The sequence below is a fragment of the Verrucomicrobiia bacterium genome, assembly GCA_026414565.1.
Classification (GTDB): Bacteria; Verrucomicrobiota; Verrucomicrobiia; order Limisphaerales; family Fontisphaeraceae; genus Fontisphaera.
Map to the genome: position 1 here is coordinate 124,243 of JAOAIT010000053.1, position 19,815 is coordinate 144,057.

Consider the following 19,815-nt stretch of genomic DNA (forward strand, 5'->3'; position numbering starts at 1 on the left):
CGGGGTTAACGGCTGAAGGACTTGGTAAAATCCTCGGCGGTGGTTTGCACCACTTTTTTCTCGAAACGGGATTCTGCGATGAGTTGATTGAGTTTGGCCTCGTAGGATGCGCCGTCCAGCGGCAGTTCGATGGTTTGCTGCGTCAAGGAGGAATACAAGATGGCGTTGGCCAGCTCCACACTATGCAGGCCCTCGGCGGCCGGTGCAATCAGCGGGGCACCGTCCAGGATGGCGTCCACAAAGTTTTGCGTGATTTCGTGGTGAGCGGCGCCGGTGTTGGGAGCTGGGATTTCCACGTTCCAGATGTCCGGCCGCGCGAAGCCGGCCTTGGAGGTCTTGCTGAACTCCAGCATGGACACTTCATTGCGCGTGAAATTGATGCGCCCGCCTTCGAGCACCAAACGCCCGCGTTCGCCCACGATTTCCAGGCGGTTGGTGCCAGGGGCTTCTCCCGTGGAGGTGATGAAGACGCCGGTGCCGCCGTTGGGGTATTCAAAGTAGGCAGTGACGTTGTCCTCCACCTCGATGTTGTGATAACGCCCCAACTGGCAAAAACCGCGCACCCGGCAGGGGGCGCCCGCCAGCCAGATGAGCATGTCCAGATTGTGCGGGCACTGGTTGAGCAGCACGCCGCCGCCTTCGCCCTTCCAGGTGGCGCGCCAGCCGCCGCTGGCGTAATAGGCTTCGGTGCGATACCAGTCGGTGACAATCCAGTTGGTGCGGACGATTTGGCCCAACTCCCCCGAGGTAATCAAATGTTTGATACGCTTGTAGCGGGGGTCGGTGCGCTGTTGAAACATGGCCGCGAAGACCAGGCGTTTATCCGTGTGCACGGCCAGCAGGCGTTCGCAGTCAGCCTTGTGTACCGAGATGGGTTTTTCCACCAGCACATGCAGGCCGTTCTTCAAGGCATCCATGCCGATGGTGGTATGGAGGAAGTGCGGGGTGGCGATGATCACGGCATCTACGGCGCCGGAGCGAATCAGCGCTTCGCTGCTGTCAAAGGTTTTAAGCTGGGAATAGGCGGCCAGGTTGGGGGTGTAGGCGTCGCTGACGGCGGTCAATTCCGCCCGGGCCACCTGTCCTTTGAGGAGGTAATCCGCGTGAAAACGTCCCATGTTCCCCATGCCGATGATGCCCAAACGCACTTTTTTCATAAGCCGGTACTGTTTGCTGAGCGGCAACTATTCCAAGCCGCGCTGGAGCCCCGCAAGCTTTTTCGCGGGGCCAATGGGCGCTTGCTTTGGCCAGGGACGCCCGCCACAATCCGCCCTCGGGCAACATGCGGTTTCTGATGCTTAACTGGCGCGACCCCCTCAGCCCCAAGGCCGGCGGGGCCGAGCGCGTTTCCCTGGCCCACCTGCGGGAACTGGTGCGCCGGGGGCATGAGGTTTTCTGGTTTTCTTATGCGTTTCCCGGAGGCGCACCGCAGGAGGTGTACGATGGCATCACCGTGGTGCGCGCCGGGCAGATGTTTCAGGCGGTGGCCGCGGCGCGGCGGTGGTGCCGGCAACAGCCCCGTTTTGACCTGGTGATTGATCAGCATCATGGCATCCCCTGGTATGCGCCCTGGTGGTGTCGCACTCACTGTATTGCGTACATTCACGAGGTGCTTGGCCCGATTTGGAACTCCTTTTACCCGGAGCCCACGGCCACGCTGGGCCGCTGGCAGGAGCGGTGGACCCACTGGCTTTATCGGAAAGTGCCTTTCTGGACGGTGTGCCAGGGCACGGCCGAGCAGTTGCGCCGCAGCGGTGTCAGGCGGGTGTATGTTTTTTACAACGGCATTCATACGCCGGCCCTGCCGCAGCTTGAGCCCAAACCGCTGCTGGCGCCGGTGCGGCTGATTGTGGTTTCGCGGCTTGCACCCAATAAACGCATTGATCATGCCCTTCACACCCTGCCACTTTTGCGGCAGGCAGGCGTGCCCGCACACTTGACCATCGTGGGCGGGGGGGAAGATGAGTCCCGCTTGCGGGCTTTGGTGCAATCGCTGGGGGTGACGCACGAGGTGCGGTTCACTGGCCCGCTGGCAGAGGCGGCCAAGGATGAAGAATTGCGTCAGGCCCATCTGCTGCTCCACGCCTCGGTGCGGGAGGGATGGGGACTCAACGTGATTGAGGCCAATGCGATGGGCACCCCGGCGGTGGTCTATCCGGTGACCGGCCTCGCTGAATCCACGGTCCACCGCCAGACTGGTCTGGTGGTGGAGGAGGAAACTCCTGCGGCGCTGGCGCGAGGAGTGTTGTATTTTTGGAAACAGCCGGAGGAATATGAGAAGTGCCGCCGGGCCGCATGGGAACGCGCTAAAGCACTTCACTGGGACAACATCCTTCCGCGCACGTGTGACTGGCTGGAGTCCATGGCACGCGGGGGTTAGAAGCGCAGAATGGGGGCGCAAGAGGGCGGTTTTAGTAGCTGATTCAGTTATGGAAGTTGTTGAGGCAGAATGTTTTGCGGCATAAATCCCCCGTCTGAATAATGCTTTTCATGGAGTGGTCTAATCTTTGGAATGAACAACAGGCCGCAAACTCCATGGGCGCGGCTGGCAAAAGCCGGGGAGATGGATTACCCTAATGAAGCGGCCCTAACTGGCAGCATGACTGCCTCCGCGATATGAAAACACCATTTCGACGAATGCTGCAAGGCCTTGGGGTCTTGCTGCTGGCGCCGTTGCTGAGCGCCTGTTACGAAGACCAGGCCGCCTCTTCCACCACGGCGGCCATGACCGGCACCATTTCCAATGCCCCACTGGCCCCGGCAGCGCCGGTGGCTCCGGCGGCTCCGGTGATTTCCAACGCCGTTGTGGCGGCAGCAGTTTCCACCAATTTGATGACCACCAATGCGGCTGGGACCAATGCCGTGCCGGAGGGAGAGGTTTTATTCAAGAAACAATTTGATCCCTCCACGCTGAATCTCTCGCCGGGTGTGGCCGACATCGTCAAGATGGCGCAGGCCGGAGTTTCGCCTGCTTTGATGCTGGAATTCATCAACAAGGCGCCGCATGCGTTTCCGCTCACCGCGGATGAAATTGTGTACTTGAATGATTTGGGGATTCCTGAAGAGGTGATTAAGGCGATGTTACGGAAGGAAGGTCCCGCACCGGTGGCGCAACCGGCGCCGCCGGCGCCGGCCACCAATCAGGCGCCAGCACAGACGAGCGCGCCAGCGCCCGCCCCTCCGGCGCCCCCGTCATCGCAGCCTGCGCCGGATCAAACCCAGGCTGCGCCGCCGGCCACCACCACGGTGGTGCAACAACCGGTGTATGTCACCCAGCCGCAGACGGTGGTGACCTATCAATACTTCTATGATTCATTGGCCCCGTATGGCACGTGGTATTACGTCAGCGGTTATGGTTACTGCTGGCGGCCCACGGTGGCGGTGGTGCATGTGGACTGGCGTCCCTATTGCCACGGCGGGCGTTGGATTTACACCACCTACGGCTGGTACTGGCAATCCGATTACACGTGGGGCTGGGCGCCTTTCCATTATGGGCGCTGGTATCTGCATGGCTCGTATGGATGGCTGTGGGTGCCGGACACGGTTTGGGGGCCTTCGTGGGTTACGTGGCGGTATGCCGATGGTTATTGTGGCTGGGCGCCCCTGCCTCCGGGCGCGCACTACGCGGTGGGAGTTGGTTTCACCTACCACGGCAGCCGGGTGAGTGTGGGATTTGGGTTTGGGTTGGGGCATGCCCACTACACGTTTGTAAGCGCACGGCATTTCACCTCGCCCCATGTGCATCAATACGTGGCCTCGGCTCAACAGGCGCAGACCATCTATAACAACACAACGATCGTTAATAATTACATTCACGGAGACAACAACACCATCGTCAATCGCGGCATCGCCCGCGAGGAAATCGTCCGGCACACCCGCAGCGAAATTCCGACCCTGGCGGTGCGTGATTTGCCTGCTACTGAGCGTGCGGACCTGCGGCCGGACCGGGTGGCCCGTGAAGGCAACCAGCCGGTGGTTTACCGGCAGACGTTGCCGACCGTCAGCCCGGCGGTGGCCAAGGGGGATGCGCCTCCGGTCAAAGGCCCGCCGCCCGCTGTGTCGGTCTTGAGCCGTGAACAACGTGCCGCCAATGTGGCCAATTTGGCTGCCGGAGGGACGCCCTCAGCGGCCCCTTCTGAGACTGGTTCTGGAAGGACACGGACCGGGCTGGCGCCGGTTGGAGTGCCACCGGCTGCCGGACCGGCGGCAGGCGGTGAGACCAGGCCTCCTGCCGCGCGTCCCCCGGCAAGTGGTTCATCCTCGCCCGAGGTGGTGATCTCGCCGCGTGGGCGTGGCGCCCGGCCTCCTACCGGCGTGACCCCTGCGCCAGAATCCAGCGGCACACCTACAGGCGTGGGCGAAAGAACGCGGCCCAATGCCGGGGAGCGGGGCACGCCTTCGGGCAACACTTATACCCCCCCACGGCGGGATTTGAGTCCCTCAGCTCCCGTGGCTCCGGTGGCCCCGGCAGCTCCGCAGGCTGAGCCGGCGAAACCGTCAGTGCCCAGTTACACGCCGCCTTCACCCAGTTACACCCCTCCAATGAGGCGCGAAGGCCCTAACACTCCCAACACGCCGACCGCGCCTTCCTATACGCCTCCGACCCGGCGTGAAACTCCGGCGGCACCATCGGCACCGTCCACACCCAGTTATACGCCGCCCGCGCGCCGCGAAACACCGGCGGCGCCTTCCACCCCTACGACACCCAGCTATACACCGCCGACACGACGGGAGAGTGTGCCGGCACCTTCCACGCCCAGTTACACACCGCCCACCCGGCGGGAAACGCCGTCCACGCCGTCCGCGCCTTCCTACACTCCACCCACCCGCAATGACAATCGGACTTCGATAACACCGCCAGCCACGCCAGCGCCGCCCACGGCTTCCTACACTCCAACTGCACCATCCGTACCGCCCAGCCGGACCATCGTGCCCCCACCCAGCGCGGCTCCGGTGGCACCGCCAGCTCCGAGTTACACCCCGCCGGCTAGTACTGAAGTGCGCAACCAGGTTCCCATCAGTCCGCCTGAGTATCAACGCCCGGCCAACCCGCCGCCCACCGCGGCCTACAATCCACCTGCGCGGCCGGCGCCGGTGGCACCATCCCCCTCCTATACGCCGCCCGTTCGCAGTTTGACGCCCAGCGCGCCGCCTCCGTCCAGTTATACTCCGCCGACGCGCAGTCCGGCGCCCAGTTATACGCCGCCTTCGAGTGGCAACAGCGGGGGCGAGCCTTCCCGGCGCAGCCGTTGACGGCCCTTGCGTTGACACACTGTCAGGAGGGGCCTAGTGTTGGCCTGGCATGTTTGAACTTGAGGCGCCCTACCAACCCGCGGGAGATCAACCCACGGCCATCGAGCAACTATGCCGTTTTCTGGAGGCCGGGCATCGGCACCAGACGTTGTTGGGGGTGACCGGCTCCGGCAAGACCTTCACCATTGCCAACGTGATCCAGCGGGTGCAAAAACCCACGCTGGTCATTTCCCACAATAAAACCCTGGCCGCCCAACTGTACGCGGAGTTCAAGTCCTTTTTTCCGCGCAACGCGGTGGAGTACTTCATCAGTTATTTCGATTACTACCAGCCGGAAGCCTACATTCCGCGCACGGACACCTATATCGAGAAAGATTCCAGTATTAACGAGGCCATTGAGCGGATGCGGCTCTCCACCATGAGCGCGCTGTTCACCCGCTCCGATGTCATTGTGGTGGCCAGTGTGTCATGTATCTACGGCATCGGCAGCCGCGAGGATTATGAGGCCATGATTGTCAAAGTGCGGGTGGGGCAGGAAATGACCCGGGAGCAGTTGCTGGAAGGGCTGGTGAATCTGCAATACAACCGCAACGACATTGAGTTTACCCGCGGCCAGTTTCGTGTGCGCGGCGATACGGTGGAAATCTGCCCTGCCGGGACGGAGGATGCCTTGCGGGTGGAGTTTTTTGGCGACGTGATTGAACGACTGACCCGGTTTGACCCCCTGACCGGCCATCGTCTGGAAGAGCTGCAAGCGGCCACCATTTTTCCGGCCAAGCAGTTTGTGACGCCCGCCGAAAAGCTGCGGCCGGCTTTGCTGGCCATTCGGGAGGAGCTTTCCGAGCGCATTGCGTGGTTCGAGAAGCACAACAAACTTATTGAAGCCCAGCGCATTAAAATGCGCACCGAGTATGATCTGGAGATGCTCGAGGAAATGGGTTTTTGTCCGGGCATTGAGAATTACTCCCGGCATCTGGCGGGGCGGCCGCCGGGATCGCGTCCTTGCACGCTACTGGATTTTTTCCCCAAGGACTATTTGCTGGTGATTGACGAATCTCATGCCACCGTGCCCCAAATTGGCGGGATGTACGCCGGGGACCGTTCGCGCAAGCAGGTGTTGGTGGATTACGGCTTTCGTCTGCCCAGTGCGCTGGACAATCGTCCCCTTAACTTTGAGGAGTTTCAGAGTCTGCAGGGCCAGACCATTTACGTCAGCGCCACGCCGGGGGAGCGTGAGCTGGCCTGGAGCGAGGGGCGGGTGGCTGAGCTGATTGTGCGGCCCACCGGCCTGCTGGATCCCAAAGTGACGGTGAAACCCTTGCGTGGCCAGATTGATGATTTGATCGAAGAGGCCCGCAAACGGGTGGAGCGCAAAGAGCGTGTGCTGGTGACTACTTTGACCAAACGCACCGCAGAAGAGCTGACGGATTATCTGCGGGACATTGGCATCAATGTCCGTTATCTACACAGTGAAATTGACGCGCTGGAGCGGGTGGAGATATTGCGTGACTTGCGCCGGGGGGCCTTCGATGTGTTGGTGGGCATCAATCTTCTGCGCGAAGGGCTGGATTTGCCGGAGGTTTCACTGGTGGCGATTCTGGATGCGGACAAGGAGGGTTACTTGCGGAGCGCCACCAGTTTGATCCAGACGGCGGGGCGGGCGGCCCGACATCTCCATGGAGAGGTTATTCTCTATGCGGACGTGATGACTCAAAGCATTCAGAAATTTCTGGAGACTTCGCGTTACCGCCGGCAGAAACAGGAGGAGTACAACCGCCGGCACAACATTACTCCCCGCAGTGTGAGTCGGGCCCTGGAATCCGGGCTGGCCGAACGCGAACAACAGCAGGAGACGGCGGCTGCAGTGTTGCGCGAGACTGCCGGGGATCTGGATTTGCAGGAGACCTTGCGTGAATTGGAGGAGGAGATGCTGGAAGCCGCCAACAACTTGGAATTTGAGAAGGCCGCCTTGTTGCGGGATCAGATTCGCGAGCTGCAGCGCCTGGCGGGGCAGGGTGGGGTAGCCGTGGCCGGACGTCCCATCCATTACGGGAAACGTTCCTCCCGGGGCGGCCGGCGGAGGACGGCAAAAAAAGTGGTTTGAAAAGATTTTTCACAGCATATTGAGCAGCGACATGCGGCAGATTGGGATCATAGCCAACGAGAGTCAGGCCCGGATTTTCAGCCATTGCCTGGTGGCGAAGGGCATTGCCAACGAGGTCGAGGCCGAGGGGCCGAACCGGTGGGCGGTCTGGGTGCACGATGAAGACCGTCTGGCCGAGGCGGCGGGATTGTTGCAGCGTTTTCTTTCCAATCCCACGGCGACTGAATGGAAGGAGGCCGCGCGCCAGGCCGCCCGTTTGCTGGAGGCGGAGCGCCGGGAGCTGAAGGAATACGCCGAGCGGGTGCGTGACGCCGAAGAGGTGATGCCGCGAAGCCGTCCTTTTGGGGTGGGATTGCTGACGCTCGTCCTGATAGGCATTTGCGCCTACGTGGCGGTGGTGAGCAAGGCCGGGAAAAACTTGGAGGTGGTCTATCCCTTGATGATTGCCGATCCCAGCCGCTGGGCCGGCCAGTTAACCGAGGTCAGGCACGGGGAGGTCTGGCGGCTGGTCACCCCCATTTTCATCCACTACGGACCGCTGCATCTGATTTTCAACATGCTCTGGTTGTTCCAACTGGGATCGCTGCTGGAGGCGCGCAAGGGCAGTCTTTATTTTTTGCTGCTCGTGCTCGTGATCGCCGCCGGCTCCAATCTGGCGCAGTACCTCATGGTTAATCCCCGCTTTGGCGGCATGTCGGGCGTGGTGTATGGCCTGTTTGGATATGCCTGGATGCGTGGCAAGTATGATCCCGCCTCTGGCATGACCCTGGCCAGCGAGGTGGTGCTTCTGATGCTGCTGTGGTTTGGGGTATGCTGGTTTGGACTGGTGGGGCCGATTGCCAACGCGGCCCACACAGCGGGATTACTGATTGGGATGGGTTGGGGATTCTTGTCCGCCAAATGGCATCGCCGTTAGAAATGATGCTGCTCATTCATTAAAAGTTGTATGAAACGCCGCGAATTCCTTGCTTCTCTGGCTGCCGCCACCGCTGGAGCGGCAGCGCTGCCGTCCTCCCTGCCGGGCGCCCCGGACGCAGCTTCGCCTGCCCGTGACCGTTTGGGCGCGTTATTGCCCACCCGGCCGCTGGGAAAAACGGGGGTGCAGGTGACGGCGTTCTGCCTGGGGGGACATCACGCGGAGTTGAAACGCACGCCGGCGGAGACACAGGCCATCATCGAAGCGGCGCTGGAACACGGATGCCGTTTTTTTGACAACGCCAAGAATTACAGCGATGGCGAGGCGGAGCGGCGCTATGGGCAATACCTCGTGCCCAAGTACCGGGACCTGGTTTTTATCATGACCAAGAGCAGCGCCACCACGGCAGCGGAGGCCCGCAAGGAGCTGGACGGCTCGCTGCAGCGGATGAAGTGCGATTACCTGGATCTTTGGCAGATTCATCACATCACCTCGCCGGAGGATGTTGAGACCCGCCTGAAGAACGGGGTTTTGGATGTGTTTTTGGAGGCTAAACGCTCGGGGAAAACCCGTTTTATTGGCTTCACCGGCCATTCCAATTATCAGGCGCATTTGCGAATGCTGGCTCTCCTCAAGGAGCGTGGGCTGGACTTGGACACCTGCCAGATGCCCATCAATTTGTGCGATCCTCATTATGAGTCCTTCATCACCAACGTGCTCCCGTTATTGCAACAGCGGCAATATGGTATTCTGGCGATGAAAACCATGGCCTACGGAACGATGGTGGGCCAGCCGGGTTTCGGCTCCCAACCTTACCCCAATCCCTTGACCCGCTCGGGCGTCACTCCGCGGCAGATGCATGAATACGTTTATTCCCTGCCGGTGTCGGCGCTGGTCAGCGGCTGCACCTCGCCCAAGGAGGTAGCCGAGAACACAAGCTGGCTGCGCGAATTCAAAGGGCTGCCGGAGGCGGAGCGCCAACGCCTTTTGGCCCTCTCCGCCAAACACGCCGGCCAGGCCATTGAAAGCTACAAATCGCCGCCTAAAAAGGACTGAAGCGGCTTCCGGCAACCTGCCGTGTAATTGCGGCGACGAACTTCGCCGGAAATTCAGGAATACCGCCAGCCGCCTTTTTCCTTTTTCTGCTCGCCAAAGTTCTTCACGGCTGCTTGTTTGAAGTCATGCCAAACCCTGTTGCCTGTTTTCGGCCCATGGGCCGCAGCGCATGGCGATGTTTCCTGCTGCTGGCGGGTTTCCTGGTGATGTTTTCCGACATGGTCCTTGTGGCGGCACCTTCCGGGGCCACGCACGAGCGGGTGGGACCGGCGGGCGGCAATCGCTTCGTGACGCCCGCCAATCAAGTGCTGACGCCGGCGGGCCTGCATGTGCTTCTGCCCGGCACACGGCCGCAGGCCCTGGCCTTAAGCCCGGATGGGAAATTGCTGGTGGTCACCGGCAAAACCAACGCCCTGTTGGTGCTGGATCCCCGTACCGGGGCGCACCGGCAAACCGTGCCCATGCCCTCGGAAAAAGCCGTGGATCCCGAGCCGGATCCGGTTTCGACGCATATTCTGACGCCAGACAAATCGGCCCAGGTCAGCTACACAGGGCTGATATTTTCACCGGACGGCACCCGGCTTTACCTGGCCAACGTCAATGGCAGCATCAAAGTGTTTCAGGTGGACCGCGCCGGCCAGGTGGCGGCATTGTTCACCATCCCCCTGCCGGAGGTCAATGCGGTGGGGCGCAAGGCGGAAATCCCGGCGGGACTGGCCGTTTCGGCGGATGGCCGGCGTTTGTACGTCGTCTTGAATCTCTCGAATCAACTGGCGGAAATGGACAGCCGCACCGGCAAAATCCTGCGCATGTGGCCGGTGGGGGTGGCCCCGTATGATGTGCGCCTGCATGGGACGCGGGCTTACGTGAGCAACTGGGGCGGGCGCGCGCCGGGCACCCATGATATTACCGGCCCGGCGGGCCGCGGCTATGCGGTGCGGGTGGACGGGGTGCGGTATGTGGCCAGCGAGGGATCAATAACCGTGATTGACCTGGCGGGCAACCGGGTGGAGCGGGAAATATTGACTGGACGGCATGCCTCCGGCCTGGCGCTTTCGCCTGAGGGGCGATATCTTTGCGTGGCCAATGCCGCCGAGGACACAATAAGTGTCCTTGAGACACAAACGGGGCGGCTGGTGGAGAACTTCACCGCCCGGCAAAATCCCGCCGACCTGTTTGGCGCGGCGCCCAATGCCCTGGCTTTTGGGCGGGATGGCCACACCCTTTATGCCTGCAATGGCTCGCAGAACGCCGTGGCGGTGTTTGATTTCAAACCCGGCCGGACCACATTGCGCGGGCTGATCCCGGTGGGGTGGTATCCGGGTGCCATGGTTTATGACCGGCACCGGGACACCTTGATCGTGGCCAACATCAAGGGTATCGGCTCCGGAGCGCTGTATCCGCCGGGACAAAAGGAGAAATACAACAGCCATCAATACCTCGGCAGCCTGTCCATTGTCAAAGCGCCGGGCCGCGCCGCGCTGGCTGGGATGACGCGCACGGCACTGCAGAATATGCGGTATCCGCTTCTGCGCGAAGCCGCGCGTCCGGCGCGCCCCCACCAGCCGCCCCGGCCGGTGCCCGAGAGCGTGGGCGAGGCCAGCGTGTTCAAGCACGTGGTCTATATCATCAAGGAAAATCGCACCTATGATCAGGTGTTAGGCGACATGCCGGAAGGGCGGGGGAATCCGGAGCTGTGTATTTTTGGCGAGAAAATCACGCCCAACCATCATGCGCTGGCCCGCGAGTTTGTGCTGCTCGACAACACCTATTGCTCCGGCATCTTGAGCGCCGACGGCCATCAGTGGACAGATACCGGCATCACCACCGATTACATGGAAAAATCCTTCGCCGGTTTTCCGCGCAGCTATCCCGACGGCATGGAGGATGACGATGTGGACGCCCTGGCCTATTCGCCTGCGGGCTTTATCTGGGACCTCGTGTTGGGCCACGGCAAGACCTTTCGTTCCTACGGCGAATTTGGCATCACTGACAAATTCTGGCTGGATCGCCGGCGGGGTCCCAAGCCCTCATGGTTGGATGCCTACCGCCAGTTTCTCGGCCTGACCAACGGCATCCATATCAGCAGCCGGCCCGCCATTGAATCTTTGCGCGGCCATCTGGCCACGAATACGGTGGGTTGGGACATGGACATTCCGGATGTTTTTCGTGCCGCGCAATTCATCAAGGAACTTAAGGAGTTTGAATGCCTGGGGCAGTTTCCCCATCTGGTGATGATTTGCCTGCCGAATGACCACACCAGCGGCACCAAGGCCAACAGCCCCACCCCCGCGGCCTACATGGCCGACAATGATCTGGCTCTGGGCCAGATCGTGGAGGCCATCAGCCACAGCCGGTTTTGGCGGGAGACCTGCATTTTCGTGATTGAAGACGATCCCCAGAATGGCTGGGATCACATCAGCGGTTATCGCACCGTGGCGTTTGTGATCAGTCCCTACACCAAACGCCGCGCCGTGGTGAGCACGCAGTACAACCAAACCAGCATCCTGCGCACGATTGAATTGATCCTTGGCCTGCCGCCCATGAACCAGCTCGATGCCACCGCCACGCCGATGTTTGATTGCTTTACCGAGACGCCTGATTTCACGCCCTACCAGGCGCGGCCCAACAACATTGCGCTCGACGAGTTGAATCCCCCGCCGAAACGGGTGGCGAACGCCTTGCTGCGCCGGCATGCCCAGGCCTCGCTGACGCTGCCGTTGGAGCAGGTGGACCGTTGTCCCGAGGATTTGCTCAACCGCATCCTCTGGCATGCCATGAAAGGCCCGGAGGCGCCCTACCCCACGTGGGCGGTGCGTTGGGTCAAGGCGGAGGACGATGACTGAAGGCCGTCTGGCCGCGGCTTGCTAAATCGGCGGTTTTAGGCCAGTTTCAAACAACGACATCAACCTGGTGCAGGATTACCGAACGGCATACAACAAGCGCGCCCGGGGCGAATCACTTGGAGCGAAACTGGTGATTGCCGTGGTCTTTCTTTCGACGCTGGGGCTGACCTTGTGGTTGTGGCGGCGTGAGGCGGCCCCGCCCATCAGTGTCGAAAACCTCCAGGGCGAGTTGATCCTTCCCCCAAACACCAATGCAACCGCCGGGCCGGGAAAAGTGCGTTACAAACCCGGTTCGCTACCTCAGCGCCTGGTGCAATTTCAGTACCGGGTGGAGAAGGAAGGGCTGAGCAATGCCCTGAGTTCTGAATTGAAGATGGCCAATCTGCCGCCGGGGTTTGTCATTTACACCAATGACATCAGCCTGCCCACCTCGCTGGTCCCCGACAGCCGCGGTTTTTTAACCTTGGGCTTTGATTATCTGGCAAGCTTTCCCTTCAATCTGGACGCCGAGCTGGCGGCCGGGCGCCGCAACCCTGCCCTGGCGGGGGAGAAAGTCCGTGCCCAAATACCTGAGCATATCCGCCAGCTTGATCGGCGTCTGGTGCGTTTGCGCGGGTTTCTGGTGCCGGTGCGCATGGATGAGGAGCTGACGGTGGAATTTTTGCTCATGCGCGATCAGACCCTGTGTTGCTATGGCAAGGTGCCACGGGTCAATGAATGGGTCCACGTGCAGGTCAAGGGGCGCGGGGTCAGACCCATCATGGACATTCCCATTACCGTCGAAGGGGAGCTGCGGGTGGGTGACCGCTGGGAAAACGGCTATTTTGCCGGCATCTATTATCTGCACGCAGCGTCAGCGGTGTTTGAGCGGCGCGAGTGATGCGGGAAATCCTTGGATTCTTCGCCCTGGCAAGTTAAACTGAGGAGCTTGGTCTATGCGGCCCTTTTGCGGGTATGGCAAAAGAATTCATCAGAATCGGCGGGGCGCGTGAGCACAACCTCAAGAACCTCACGCTGGAGATTCCCCGGGAACGGCTGGTGGTCATCACCGGCCTGAGCGGGTCGGGGAAGTCGTCCCTGGCCTTTGACACGCTGTATGCCGAGGGACAGCGCAAATATGTGGAATCACTGTCCGCCTATGCCCGGCAATTCCTGGACCAGATGCAAAAGCCGGACGTGGACTACATCGAGGGGCTGTCCCCCGCGATTGCCATCGAGCAGCAGAGTTCGGGAGCCAATCCCCGCTCCATCATTGCCACCACCACCGAGATTTACGATTACCTGCGGTTGCTGTTCGCACATCTCGGCCAGCCACATTGTCCGGACAGTGGCGCCCCCATGACGCCGCAGACAGCAAGTGATATCGTGGACAAGATACTGGCCCTGCCGCCGCGCACGCGAGTGATGCTGCTGGCGCCGGTGGTGCGCAATGAGAAAGGGGAGTTTCGGGATGTCATTGAACGGCTGGCCCGGGAGGGCTTTGTCCGCGCCCGCGTGGACGGCCAGATGCACGAACTGGCCGCCAACACCCGCATCAAGCTCGATCCCAAGCTGCGTCACACCATTGAGGTGGTGGTGGACCGGTTGGTGGTGGACGAGAAAATTCGCATCCGCCTCAGCGATTCCGTGGAGACGGCCCTCAAGTGGGGCGAAAATGCGGTGGTGGTTTTGCATCAGCCGCCGGAGGCATCCGCCAGTGAGGTATGGACGGAAACCCTGCATTCCACGCGCGCCTGCAGTCCGGTCACCGGGCGCAGTTATGAGAAAGTAACGCCCAAGCATTTTTCGTTCAACGCGCCGCAAGGGGCCTGTCCGGTGTGTCATGGACTGGGGCAGAAAATGGTGTTTGATCCAGCGCTGGTGGTACCCGTCCCGGAAAAGTCTTTGGAGGACGGGGCGATTCTGCCCTGGCGCCGCGGGGGCAAGCGCATGATTGTGTACTATAAGGCGTTGTTGCGGGGGCTGGCGGCGCATTATGGGCAAAGTCTGGAAACTCCCTGGAAAAACCTGCCTGAGCATTTTCGGCACAAAGTGCTTTATGGCACGGGCCCGGAGGAGATTGAATTCACTTTTTGGCGGGCCGGCAAGATGAGCAAAATCACCCGGCCTTTCGAGGGGGTGCTGCCCAATCTCGAGCGTCTGTATCAGGAAAGTGAAAGTGAATTCACCAAAAACCGGCTCAAGGCTTTCATGAATCCCCAGCCTTGTGACGCCTGTGGCGGCAAACGGCTCAAACCGGAGATCCTGGCCGTGACGCTGGGCGATGAGGCGCTGGCGGCCCGGTTCAAGAAAAGCGCCTTGGTAAATAAAGAAAACAAGACGCCACAGATTCCGGGTCTGTCCATCATGGACGTATGCGCCTTGTCCATTGAAGAGGCGGATGCCTTTTTTGCGGCCCTGCAATGGACCGATTTTCAGAAACAAATTGCCCAGGACCTGGTGCGGGATATCCGGGCCCGGTTGGGCTTTCTTAAAGATGTGGGGCTTGGTTACCTTACGTTGGATCGGGAGAGCGGGACGTTGAGCGGGGGCGAGGCCCAGCGGATCCGGCTGGCCACGCAAATTGGGGCCGGCCTGGTGGGTGTGCTTTACATTCTGGATGAGCCGAGCATCGGGCTGCATCCGCGCGATAACGAAAAATTACTGCGCACGTTGGAGGGATTGCGCGATTTGGGCAATTCGGTGATTGTGGTGGAGCATGATGAAGACACCATCCGGCGGGCCGATTACATCATTGACCTGGGCCCTGGCGCCGGCGTGCATGGGGGGGAGGTAGTGGCAGCCGGGCGGTTGTCCGAGATTCTGAACAATCCTCGTTCCCTCACCGGCCGTTATCTGAGCGGGGATCTCAGCATCCCCGTGCCGCGCAAGCGGGTGGCGCCGGCTCCCGAGCGCGGCTGGCTGGAAATCCTGGGGGCCCGGGAAAACAATCTTAAAAACATCCATGTGCGTATTCCGCTGGGCACGTTGACGTGCGTTACGGGGGTGAGCGGCTCGGGCAAAAGCACGCTGGTGGATACCATCCTGCGGCGCGCCCTGTTCCGCCAGTGGTATGGTTCCAAGGAGCAGCCAGGGGCGCATACCGCCATTCTGGGGGCCGACAAGCTCAGTAAAATTGTGGTGATTGATCAGACGCCCATCGGGCGCACGCCGCGCAGCAATCCGGCTACGTACACCGGCATTTTCAATCACATCCGGGAATTGTTCGCGCGGCTGCCGGCGGCGCGGGTGCGGGGTTATGATGCCGGCCGGTTCAGTTTTAATGTGCGCGGCGGGCGTTGCGAAAAGTGCCAGGGGGACGGTTTGATCAAAATCGAGATGCACTTTTTGCCGCCGGTGTATGTCACGTGTGAAGCCTGTGGCGGCCGCCGCTACAACCGCGAAACGCTGGAGATTAACTACAAAGGATTGAATATTGCAGACGTGCTCAACCTCACGGTGGACGAGGCGGTTTCCTTCTTCCGGGCGGTGCCCCAGATTTGCGAAGTCTGCCAGACGATGGCCGAGGTCGGACTGGGCTATCTTAAGCTGGGCCAATCTGCCACCACCCTCAGCGGGGGCGAAGCCCAACGGTTGAAGCTGGCCGCGGAGCTGAGCCGCAAACAAAGCGGCCACTCGCTCTATATTTTGGACGAGCCAACGACGGGTCTGCATTTTCACGATGTAGCCAAATTGCTGGAGGTGTTGTTCAAGCTGCGCGCTCCGGGGAACACGCTGGTGGTGATTGAGCATAATCTCGATGTGATTAAAACCGCCGACTGGATCATTGATTTGGGCCCGGAAGGGGGGGACGCCGGGGGGCAGGTGGTGGCTTGCGGCACCCCGGAGCAGGTGGCGGCCACGCCGGGCAGCCATACCGGCCGTTTTTTAAGTCGCGTTTTGGGCTTGCCCGCGGCACAATCCTTCCCTGCATGAGGCTGCCGTTGACCATGCGTGCCCGCTTGTGGCTGTGGCTGAGCGGCGTGATTGTCGCCCTGGCCATGGGGGGCGCTGTGCCCCTGGAGGGGGCCACCAGCGCCGCGGAACGCCGCGCGCTGACAACAGCGCAAATATTATTCAATGACGGCTCGTATGATCTGGCCGAGCGCGAGCTGGCTGATTTTGTGCGGCGCTATCCCAACTCTGACCGGTTGGCCGAGGCCGTGCTCCTGCAAGCCCAGGCCCGATTCAAAATGAAAAATCTGGCCGGCGCCATTGAGTTGTTGCAGAACTACTTTCCCCAGTCAGGCACGTTGGCCGACGAATATCGGTTCTGGATTGCGGAGGCCCATTATGAGGCCCGACAATATGGGCCGGCGGCTGCGGCCTATGCCCAGCTTTTGCGGGATTTTCCCAAGTCGCGCCGGCGGCTGGAAGCCATCTACGGTGAAGCCCTGTGCCGCTTTCAGTTGCAGGAATGGAATCGCGTCAAGGAGCTGCTGGGACAGCCAGAGGGTGATTTTCAGCGCATGACGGCGGGGCGTTTGCAAGACCCTCCCGTGGTCCGTGCCTACCTGTTGTTGGGCGAAACTTACTGGCATACGCGGGAATACCGCGCGGGTGAGGCCGCCTTGCTCAAGCTTAATGCCGACCGGATGCCGCCCGAGCTGGCCTGGGAGCATCACCATTTGCTGTGCCGCCTGCAGATGGCCGACCAGCGGTTGACGAACGCCCTGGCCACCTCCCACAAGCTCATGCAATACGCCCGGGCAGGCAACTTGCGGCAGCGCATTGCTGACACGCTGGCGCTCCAGGCTGGCCTCTATGAGCAGTTGCAACAGTGGGACGAGGCGGTGCGGGTGTACGAAGCCAATCTGTCCGACATTGCCACCCCGGCCCAACGCCGGCAGGCCCTTCTCAAGGTTATCGAGTTGACCCTGGCGCAAAAGCAGCACGCCCAGGCCCTGCAAAAACTCGAGGCCTTCGTGGCGGCCTATCCCAACGATCCGGTGCAGGATTTGGCCCAATTTACCCTGGGTGAGCTGAAGCTGCGGCTCTACGTGGAACGATCCTCGGCTGTCTCCGGCGCCGTGACCACCGCCGGCGAGACGAATCTGTTGCAGGTGGCCTTGGGACACTTCAACCGCGTGATCACGGATTTCCCACAAAGTCCCTACACGCCCAAGGCGTTGCTCTTGCGCGGGTGGTGCCAGTGGCTCGACGGCAATTACGTGGCCAGTCAGGCTGCTTTCCGTCAGGCGGCGGAACGACTGCCCCCCGGGCCGGATCAGGCGGTGGCGCAGTTCAAGCTGGGCGATACCTACCTTTATCAAAAAGATTACTCCAACGCATTGGTGCAATTTCAGCTCGTGCTAAGCAATTATGCCGGAGTGGCGGAGATTCGCACGCAGTTGCTGGATCAGGCGCTGTATCAGGTGTTGCGCGCCAGCATTGAACTGGGGGATTTGCACAGTGCCGAGTCGGCTTTCCGTCAATTGGTGGAGTGGTTTCCGGAGAGTTATTACAGCGATCGCAGCATGTTGCTGCTCGGCCAGGCGCTCAATCGCGTGAATCAGCCCGCCCGCGCGCGCGAAGTCTTTGCCCAACTGGTGCAACGTTTTCCGCAATCACCCCTGGCGGTTGAAGCCCGGCTGGCCATGGCGCGCACCTATGCGCAGGAAAACCGCTGGGAGGAGGCGCTGGAGCACTACAATGCGTGGGCGGCGGAGGAAACCGCCCGCCGCAAGGTGCCCACCGCCGAGTTTGACCGGGCCTGGCTGCATTACCGTGCAGGGCGGGAGAGCAATGCGCTCGAATTGTTTGCCCGTTTCGTGCAGGATTTCCCGCAGCATTCCCTGGCGCCACGGGCGGAGTATTGGATTGCCAACTATTATTTTCGCCACAACGATTTGACCAACGCCGAAACCCACTACCAACGGCTTTTTCTCAACACGAACTGGCCGCGCTCGGAATTGACCTACCAGGCGCAATTAATGGCCGGCCGAGCTGCTCTGGCCCGGCAGAGCGTGCGGGATGCCACCAATTATTTTCTTGTGTTGATCAATGACACCAATACGCCCACCCCCTTGTTGTTGTCGGCTTACTTCGCCTATGGCGACACCATGGTGGACCTGCCGGTTTTCGGGGCCACCAATGTTTATGAGCAATTTGCCACCGCCATCACGATTTTGAGCAAAATCCCGCAGACAGATCCCACCAGCCCGCTCGTGCCGGCGGCCTGGGGGCGCATAGGGGATTGCTACCTGCAGCTCGCCGCCCAGGACCCCAAGTATTACGACAGTGCGGCGGAATTTTATCAACTGGCCATGACCAATGCGGCGGAGGTTTCCGTGCGCAGCCAGGCCGAAGTGGGGCTGGGATTGGTGCGAGAAAAACAGGCGGCGCTTCAGCCGGCCCAGCGCGAGGCTTTGCTGGCCGAGGCCTATGAGCACTACCGGAATGTGCTTTATGGCCGCAACCTGGTGGGCGAAGAGACGGCGGACCCCTTCTGGTTGCGGCGGGCCGGGCTGGCGGCGGCGGCCCTGAAAGAAAACCAGAAAGACTTCCCGGCTGCGCAGGCCATCTATCAGCGGCTTAAGACGCTCCTGCCCGTGATGGCCGAGTATTGCGATCGCCGCCTCGAACGTCTGCGTGAACTCTCAGTCTCCCCCTGAATCGCGTGCCGCCCACGAAGGCGAGGGAGGCCGGCCAGGTGAATCATCCCTTTCATCTATTCGACGTTCATGGCCTGCTCCCGGAATTTCTCCAACTCGGTCTTCAGGAGCACTACCTCGCGTGCGATGAGGGCATCGTTGGCCTTGGAGCCGATGGTGTTGATTTCGCGGTTCATCTCCTGCGCCAGGAAATCCAGCAGCCGGCCCACCGGCTCCGTGGCGCGGCGGGCATCCTCAAATTGCTGGAAATGACTTTCCAGCCGGGCCAGCTCCTCGCTGATGTCTGAGCGATCCGCGAATAAGACGATTTCCTTGAGCAACCGTTCATCATCCTCCGGCAGATGGGCCAGGCCGGCAGCTCGCAGGCGCTCGACGAGCTGCTGGCGGTAACGCTTTTGCACCAGGGGGGCGCGGCGGCGAATCCGGGCCGCACTGCGGCGCATGAGGGCCACGCGCCGCGCCAAATCTTTCTCCAAGTGAGCGCCTTCACGCTGGCGGGTGCGCAGCATGGCCTCCAGCGCCTGACGCAGGGCGGTATGCAACGCCGGCCAGAACGTTTCGGCATCGAGCGCTTCCTCGTCGGATTCCAACACGCCAGGCGCCTGCACCACCAGATCGAGCGTTACCGGACTGGTCAGCTTCAGTTCGCGGGCCAATTGTTGCAATTCCTTCAAATAGGCACGCGCGAGCTCATGATTCAGCCGGGGACACGCTTTGCCGCTGCGGTGGGAGAGGTGCAAGGTGACGCGGACGGTGACCTTGCCGCGGGAGAGGGACTGGGCCACCACATCTCGCATTTGCGCCTCCAGCACCTCCAGGTCGCGCGGCAAAACCACCAGCAAATCCAGTTGCTTGCGGTTGACCGAACTGATTTCAACGCTGACTTTGTAACCGTCACGGGCACATTCCGCGTGCCCATAACCTGTCATGGACTTCATAGAATGCCACTATGGGAAGGCGGCGGCCCTGCCGCAAATCAATTTTACAGCCAAATAAGCGCGTTGGCCCGGTCCCCACAGAGAAGGAAAACATTTGGTGGTCAGAAAA

Annotated in this window: 11 protein-coding genes; 9 read left to right on the plus strand and 2 right to left on the minus strand. The window is 61.1% G+C overall.

Annotated elements, in window-relative coordinates; translation table 11 throughout:
• Positions 1–5: 5 nt before the first annotated feature.
• Positions 6–1,157, minus strand: a complete 1,152-nt coding sequence (locus N3J91_12420) for a Gfo/Idh/MocA family oxidoreductase (GenBank protein MCX8157228.1) — start codon at positions 1,155–1,157, stop codon at positions 6–8.
• A 137-nt stretch (positions 1,158–1,294) separates the two neighbouring features.
• On the opposite strand from N3J91_12420, the gene N3J91_12425 reads away from it, so the two are divergent.
• From N3J91_12425 to N3J91_12465, 9 genes are all read left to right on the plus strand, one after another.
• Complete coding sequence (locus tag N3J91_12425; GenBank protein ID MCX8157229.1) at positions 1,295–2,380, plus strand: glycosyltransferase family 4 protein; 1,086 nt, start codon at positions 1,295–1,297, stop codon at positions 2,378–2,380.
• Between the two features lie 236 nt (positions 2,381–2,616).
• Positions 2,617–5,253 carry a hypothetical protein gene (locus N3J91_12430; GenBank protein MCX8157230.1) on the plus strand — a complete coding sequence of 879 codons (2,637 nt, stop codon included), beginning with the start codon at positions 2,617–2,619 and terminating at the stop codon, positions 5,251–5,253.
• A 49-nt stretch (positions 5,254–5,302) separates the two neighbouring features.
• Entirely contained in the window at positions 5,303–7,357 is a 2,055-nt protein-coding gene (uvrB, locus tag N3J91_12435) for an excinuclease ABC subunit UvrB (protein MCX8157231.1), read from the plus strand.
• Between the two features lie 31 nt (positions 7,358–7,388).
• Positions 7,389–8,273 (plus strand): rhomboid family intramembrane serine protease, encoded by an 885-nt coding sequence (locus N3J91_12440; GenBank protein MCX8157232.1) that lies wholly within the window; start codon positions 7,389–7,391, stop codon positions 8,271–8,273.
• A 30-nt stretch (positions 8,274–8,303) separates the two neighbouring features.
• Positions 8,304–9,329: an aldo/keto reductase gene (locus N3J91_12445; protein MCX8157233.1), complete on the plus strand. Its 1,026-nt coding sequence runs from the start codon at positions 8,304–8,306 to the stop codon at positions 9,327–9,329.
• 125 nt (positions 9,330–9,454) lie between these two features.
• Positions 9,455–12,175, plus strand: a complete 2,721-nt coding sequence (locus tag N3J91_12450) for a bifunctional YncE family protein/alkaline phosphatase family protein (protein ID MCX8157234.1) — start codon at positions 9,455–9,457, stop codon at positions 12,173–12,175.
• Positions 12,176–12,242: 67 nt separating this feature from the next.
• Complete coding sequence (locus N3J91_12455) at positions 12,243–13,055, plus strand: DUF3299 domain-containing protein (protein MCX8157235.1); 813 nt, start codon at positions 12,243–12,245, stop codon at positions 13,053–13,055.
• A gap of 74 nt (positions 13,056–13,129) precedes the next feature.
• Entirely contained in the window at positions 13,130–16,090 is a 2,961-nt protein-coding gene (gene uvrA, locus N3J91_12460) for an excinuclease ABC subunit UvrA (protein ID MCX8157236.1), read from the plus strand.
• Complete coding sequence (locus N3J91_12465) at positions 16,087–18,768, plus strand: tetratricopeptide repeat protein (protein MCX8157237.1); 2,682 nt, start codon at positions 16,087–16,089, stop codon at positions 18,766–18,768. Before uvrA ends, N3J91_12465 begins: the two co-directional genes overlap by 4 nt.
• 56 nt (positions 18,769–18,824) lie before the next feature.
• Here N3J91_12465 and N3J91_12470 read toward each other — a convergent pair whose 3' ends face one another.
• Positions 18,825–19,706 (minus strand): YicC family protein, encoded by an 882-nt coding sequence (locus N3J91_12470; GenBank protein ID MCX8157238.1) that lies wholly within the window; start codon positions 19,704–19,706, stop codon positions 18,825–18,827.
• Positions 19,707–19,815: the final 109 nt, after the last annotated feature.

What these genes read in the sequence shown, in the direction of transcription:
- N3J91_12445 (MCX8157233.1), top strand. Translation starts at nt 8,304, where the DNA reads ATGAAACGCCGCGAATTCCTTGCTTCTCTGGCTGCCGCCACCGCTGGA.
- N3J91_12470 (MCX8157238.1), bottom strand. Translation starts at nt 19,706, where the DNA reads ATGAAGTCCATGACAGGTTATGGGCACGCGGAATGTGCCCGTGACGGT.
- uvrA (MCX8157236.1), top strand. Translation starts at nt 13,130, where the DNA reads ATGGCAAAAGAATTCATCAGAATCGGCGGGGCGCGTGAGCACAACCTC.
- N3J91_12430 (MCX8157230.1), top strand. Translation starts at nt 2,617, where the DNA reads ATGAAAACACCATTTCGACGAATGCTGCAAGGCCTTGGGGTCTTGCTG.
- N3J91_12465 (MCX8157237.1), top strand. Translation starts at nt 16,087, where the DNA reads ATGAGGCTGCCGTTGACCATGCGTGCCCGCTTGTGGCTGTGGCTGAGC.
- N3J91_12420 (MCX8157228.1), bottom strand. Translation starts at nt 1,157, where the DNA reads ATGAAAAAAGTGCGTTTGGGCATCATCGGCATGGGGAACATGGGACGT.
- uvrB (MCX8157231.1), top strand. Translation starts at nt 5,303, where the DNA reads ATGTTTGAACTTGAGGCGCCCTACCAACCCGCGGGAGATCAACCCACG.
- N3J91_12440 (MCX8157232.1), top strand. Translation starts at nt 7,389, where the DNA reads ATGCGGCAGATTGGGATCATAGCCAACGAGAGTCAGGCCCGGATTTTC.
- N3J91_12425 (MCX8157229.1), top strand. Translation starts at nt 1,295, where the DNA reads ATGCTTAACTGGCGCGACCCCCTCAGCCCCAAGGCCGGCGGGGCCGAG.
- N3J91_12450 (MCX8157234.1), top strand. Translation starts at nt 9,455, where the DNA reads ATGCCAAACCCTGTTGCCTGTTTTCGGCCCATGGGCCGCAGCGCATGG.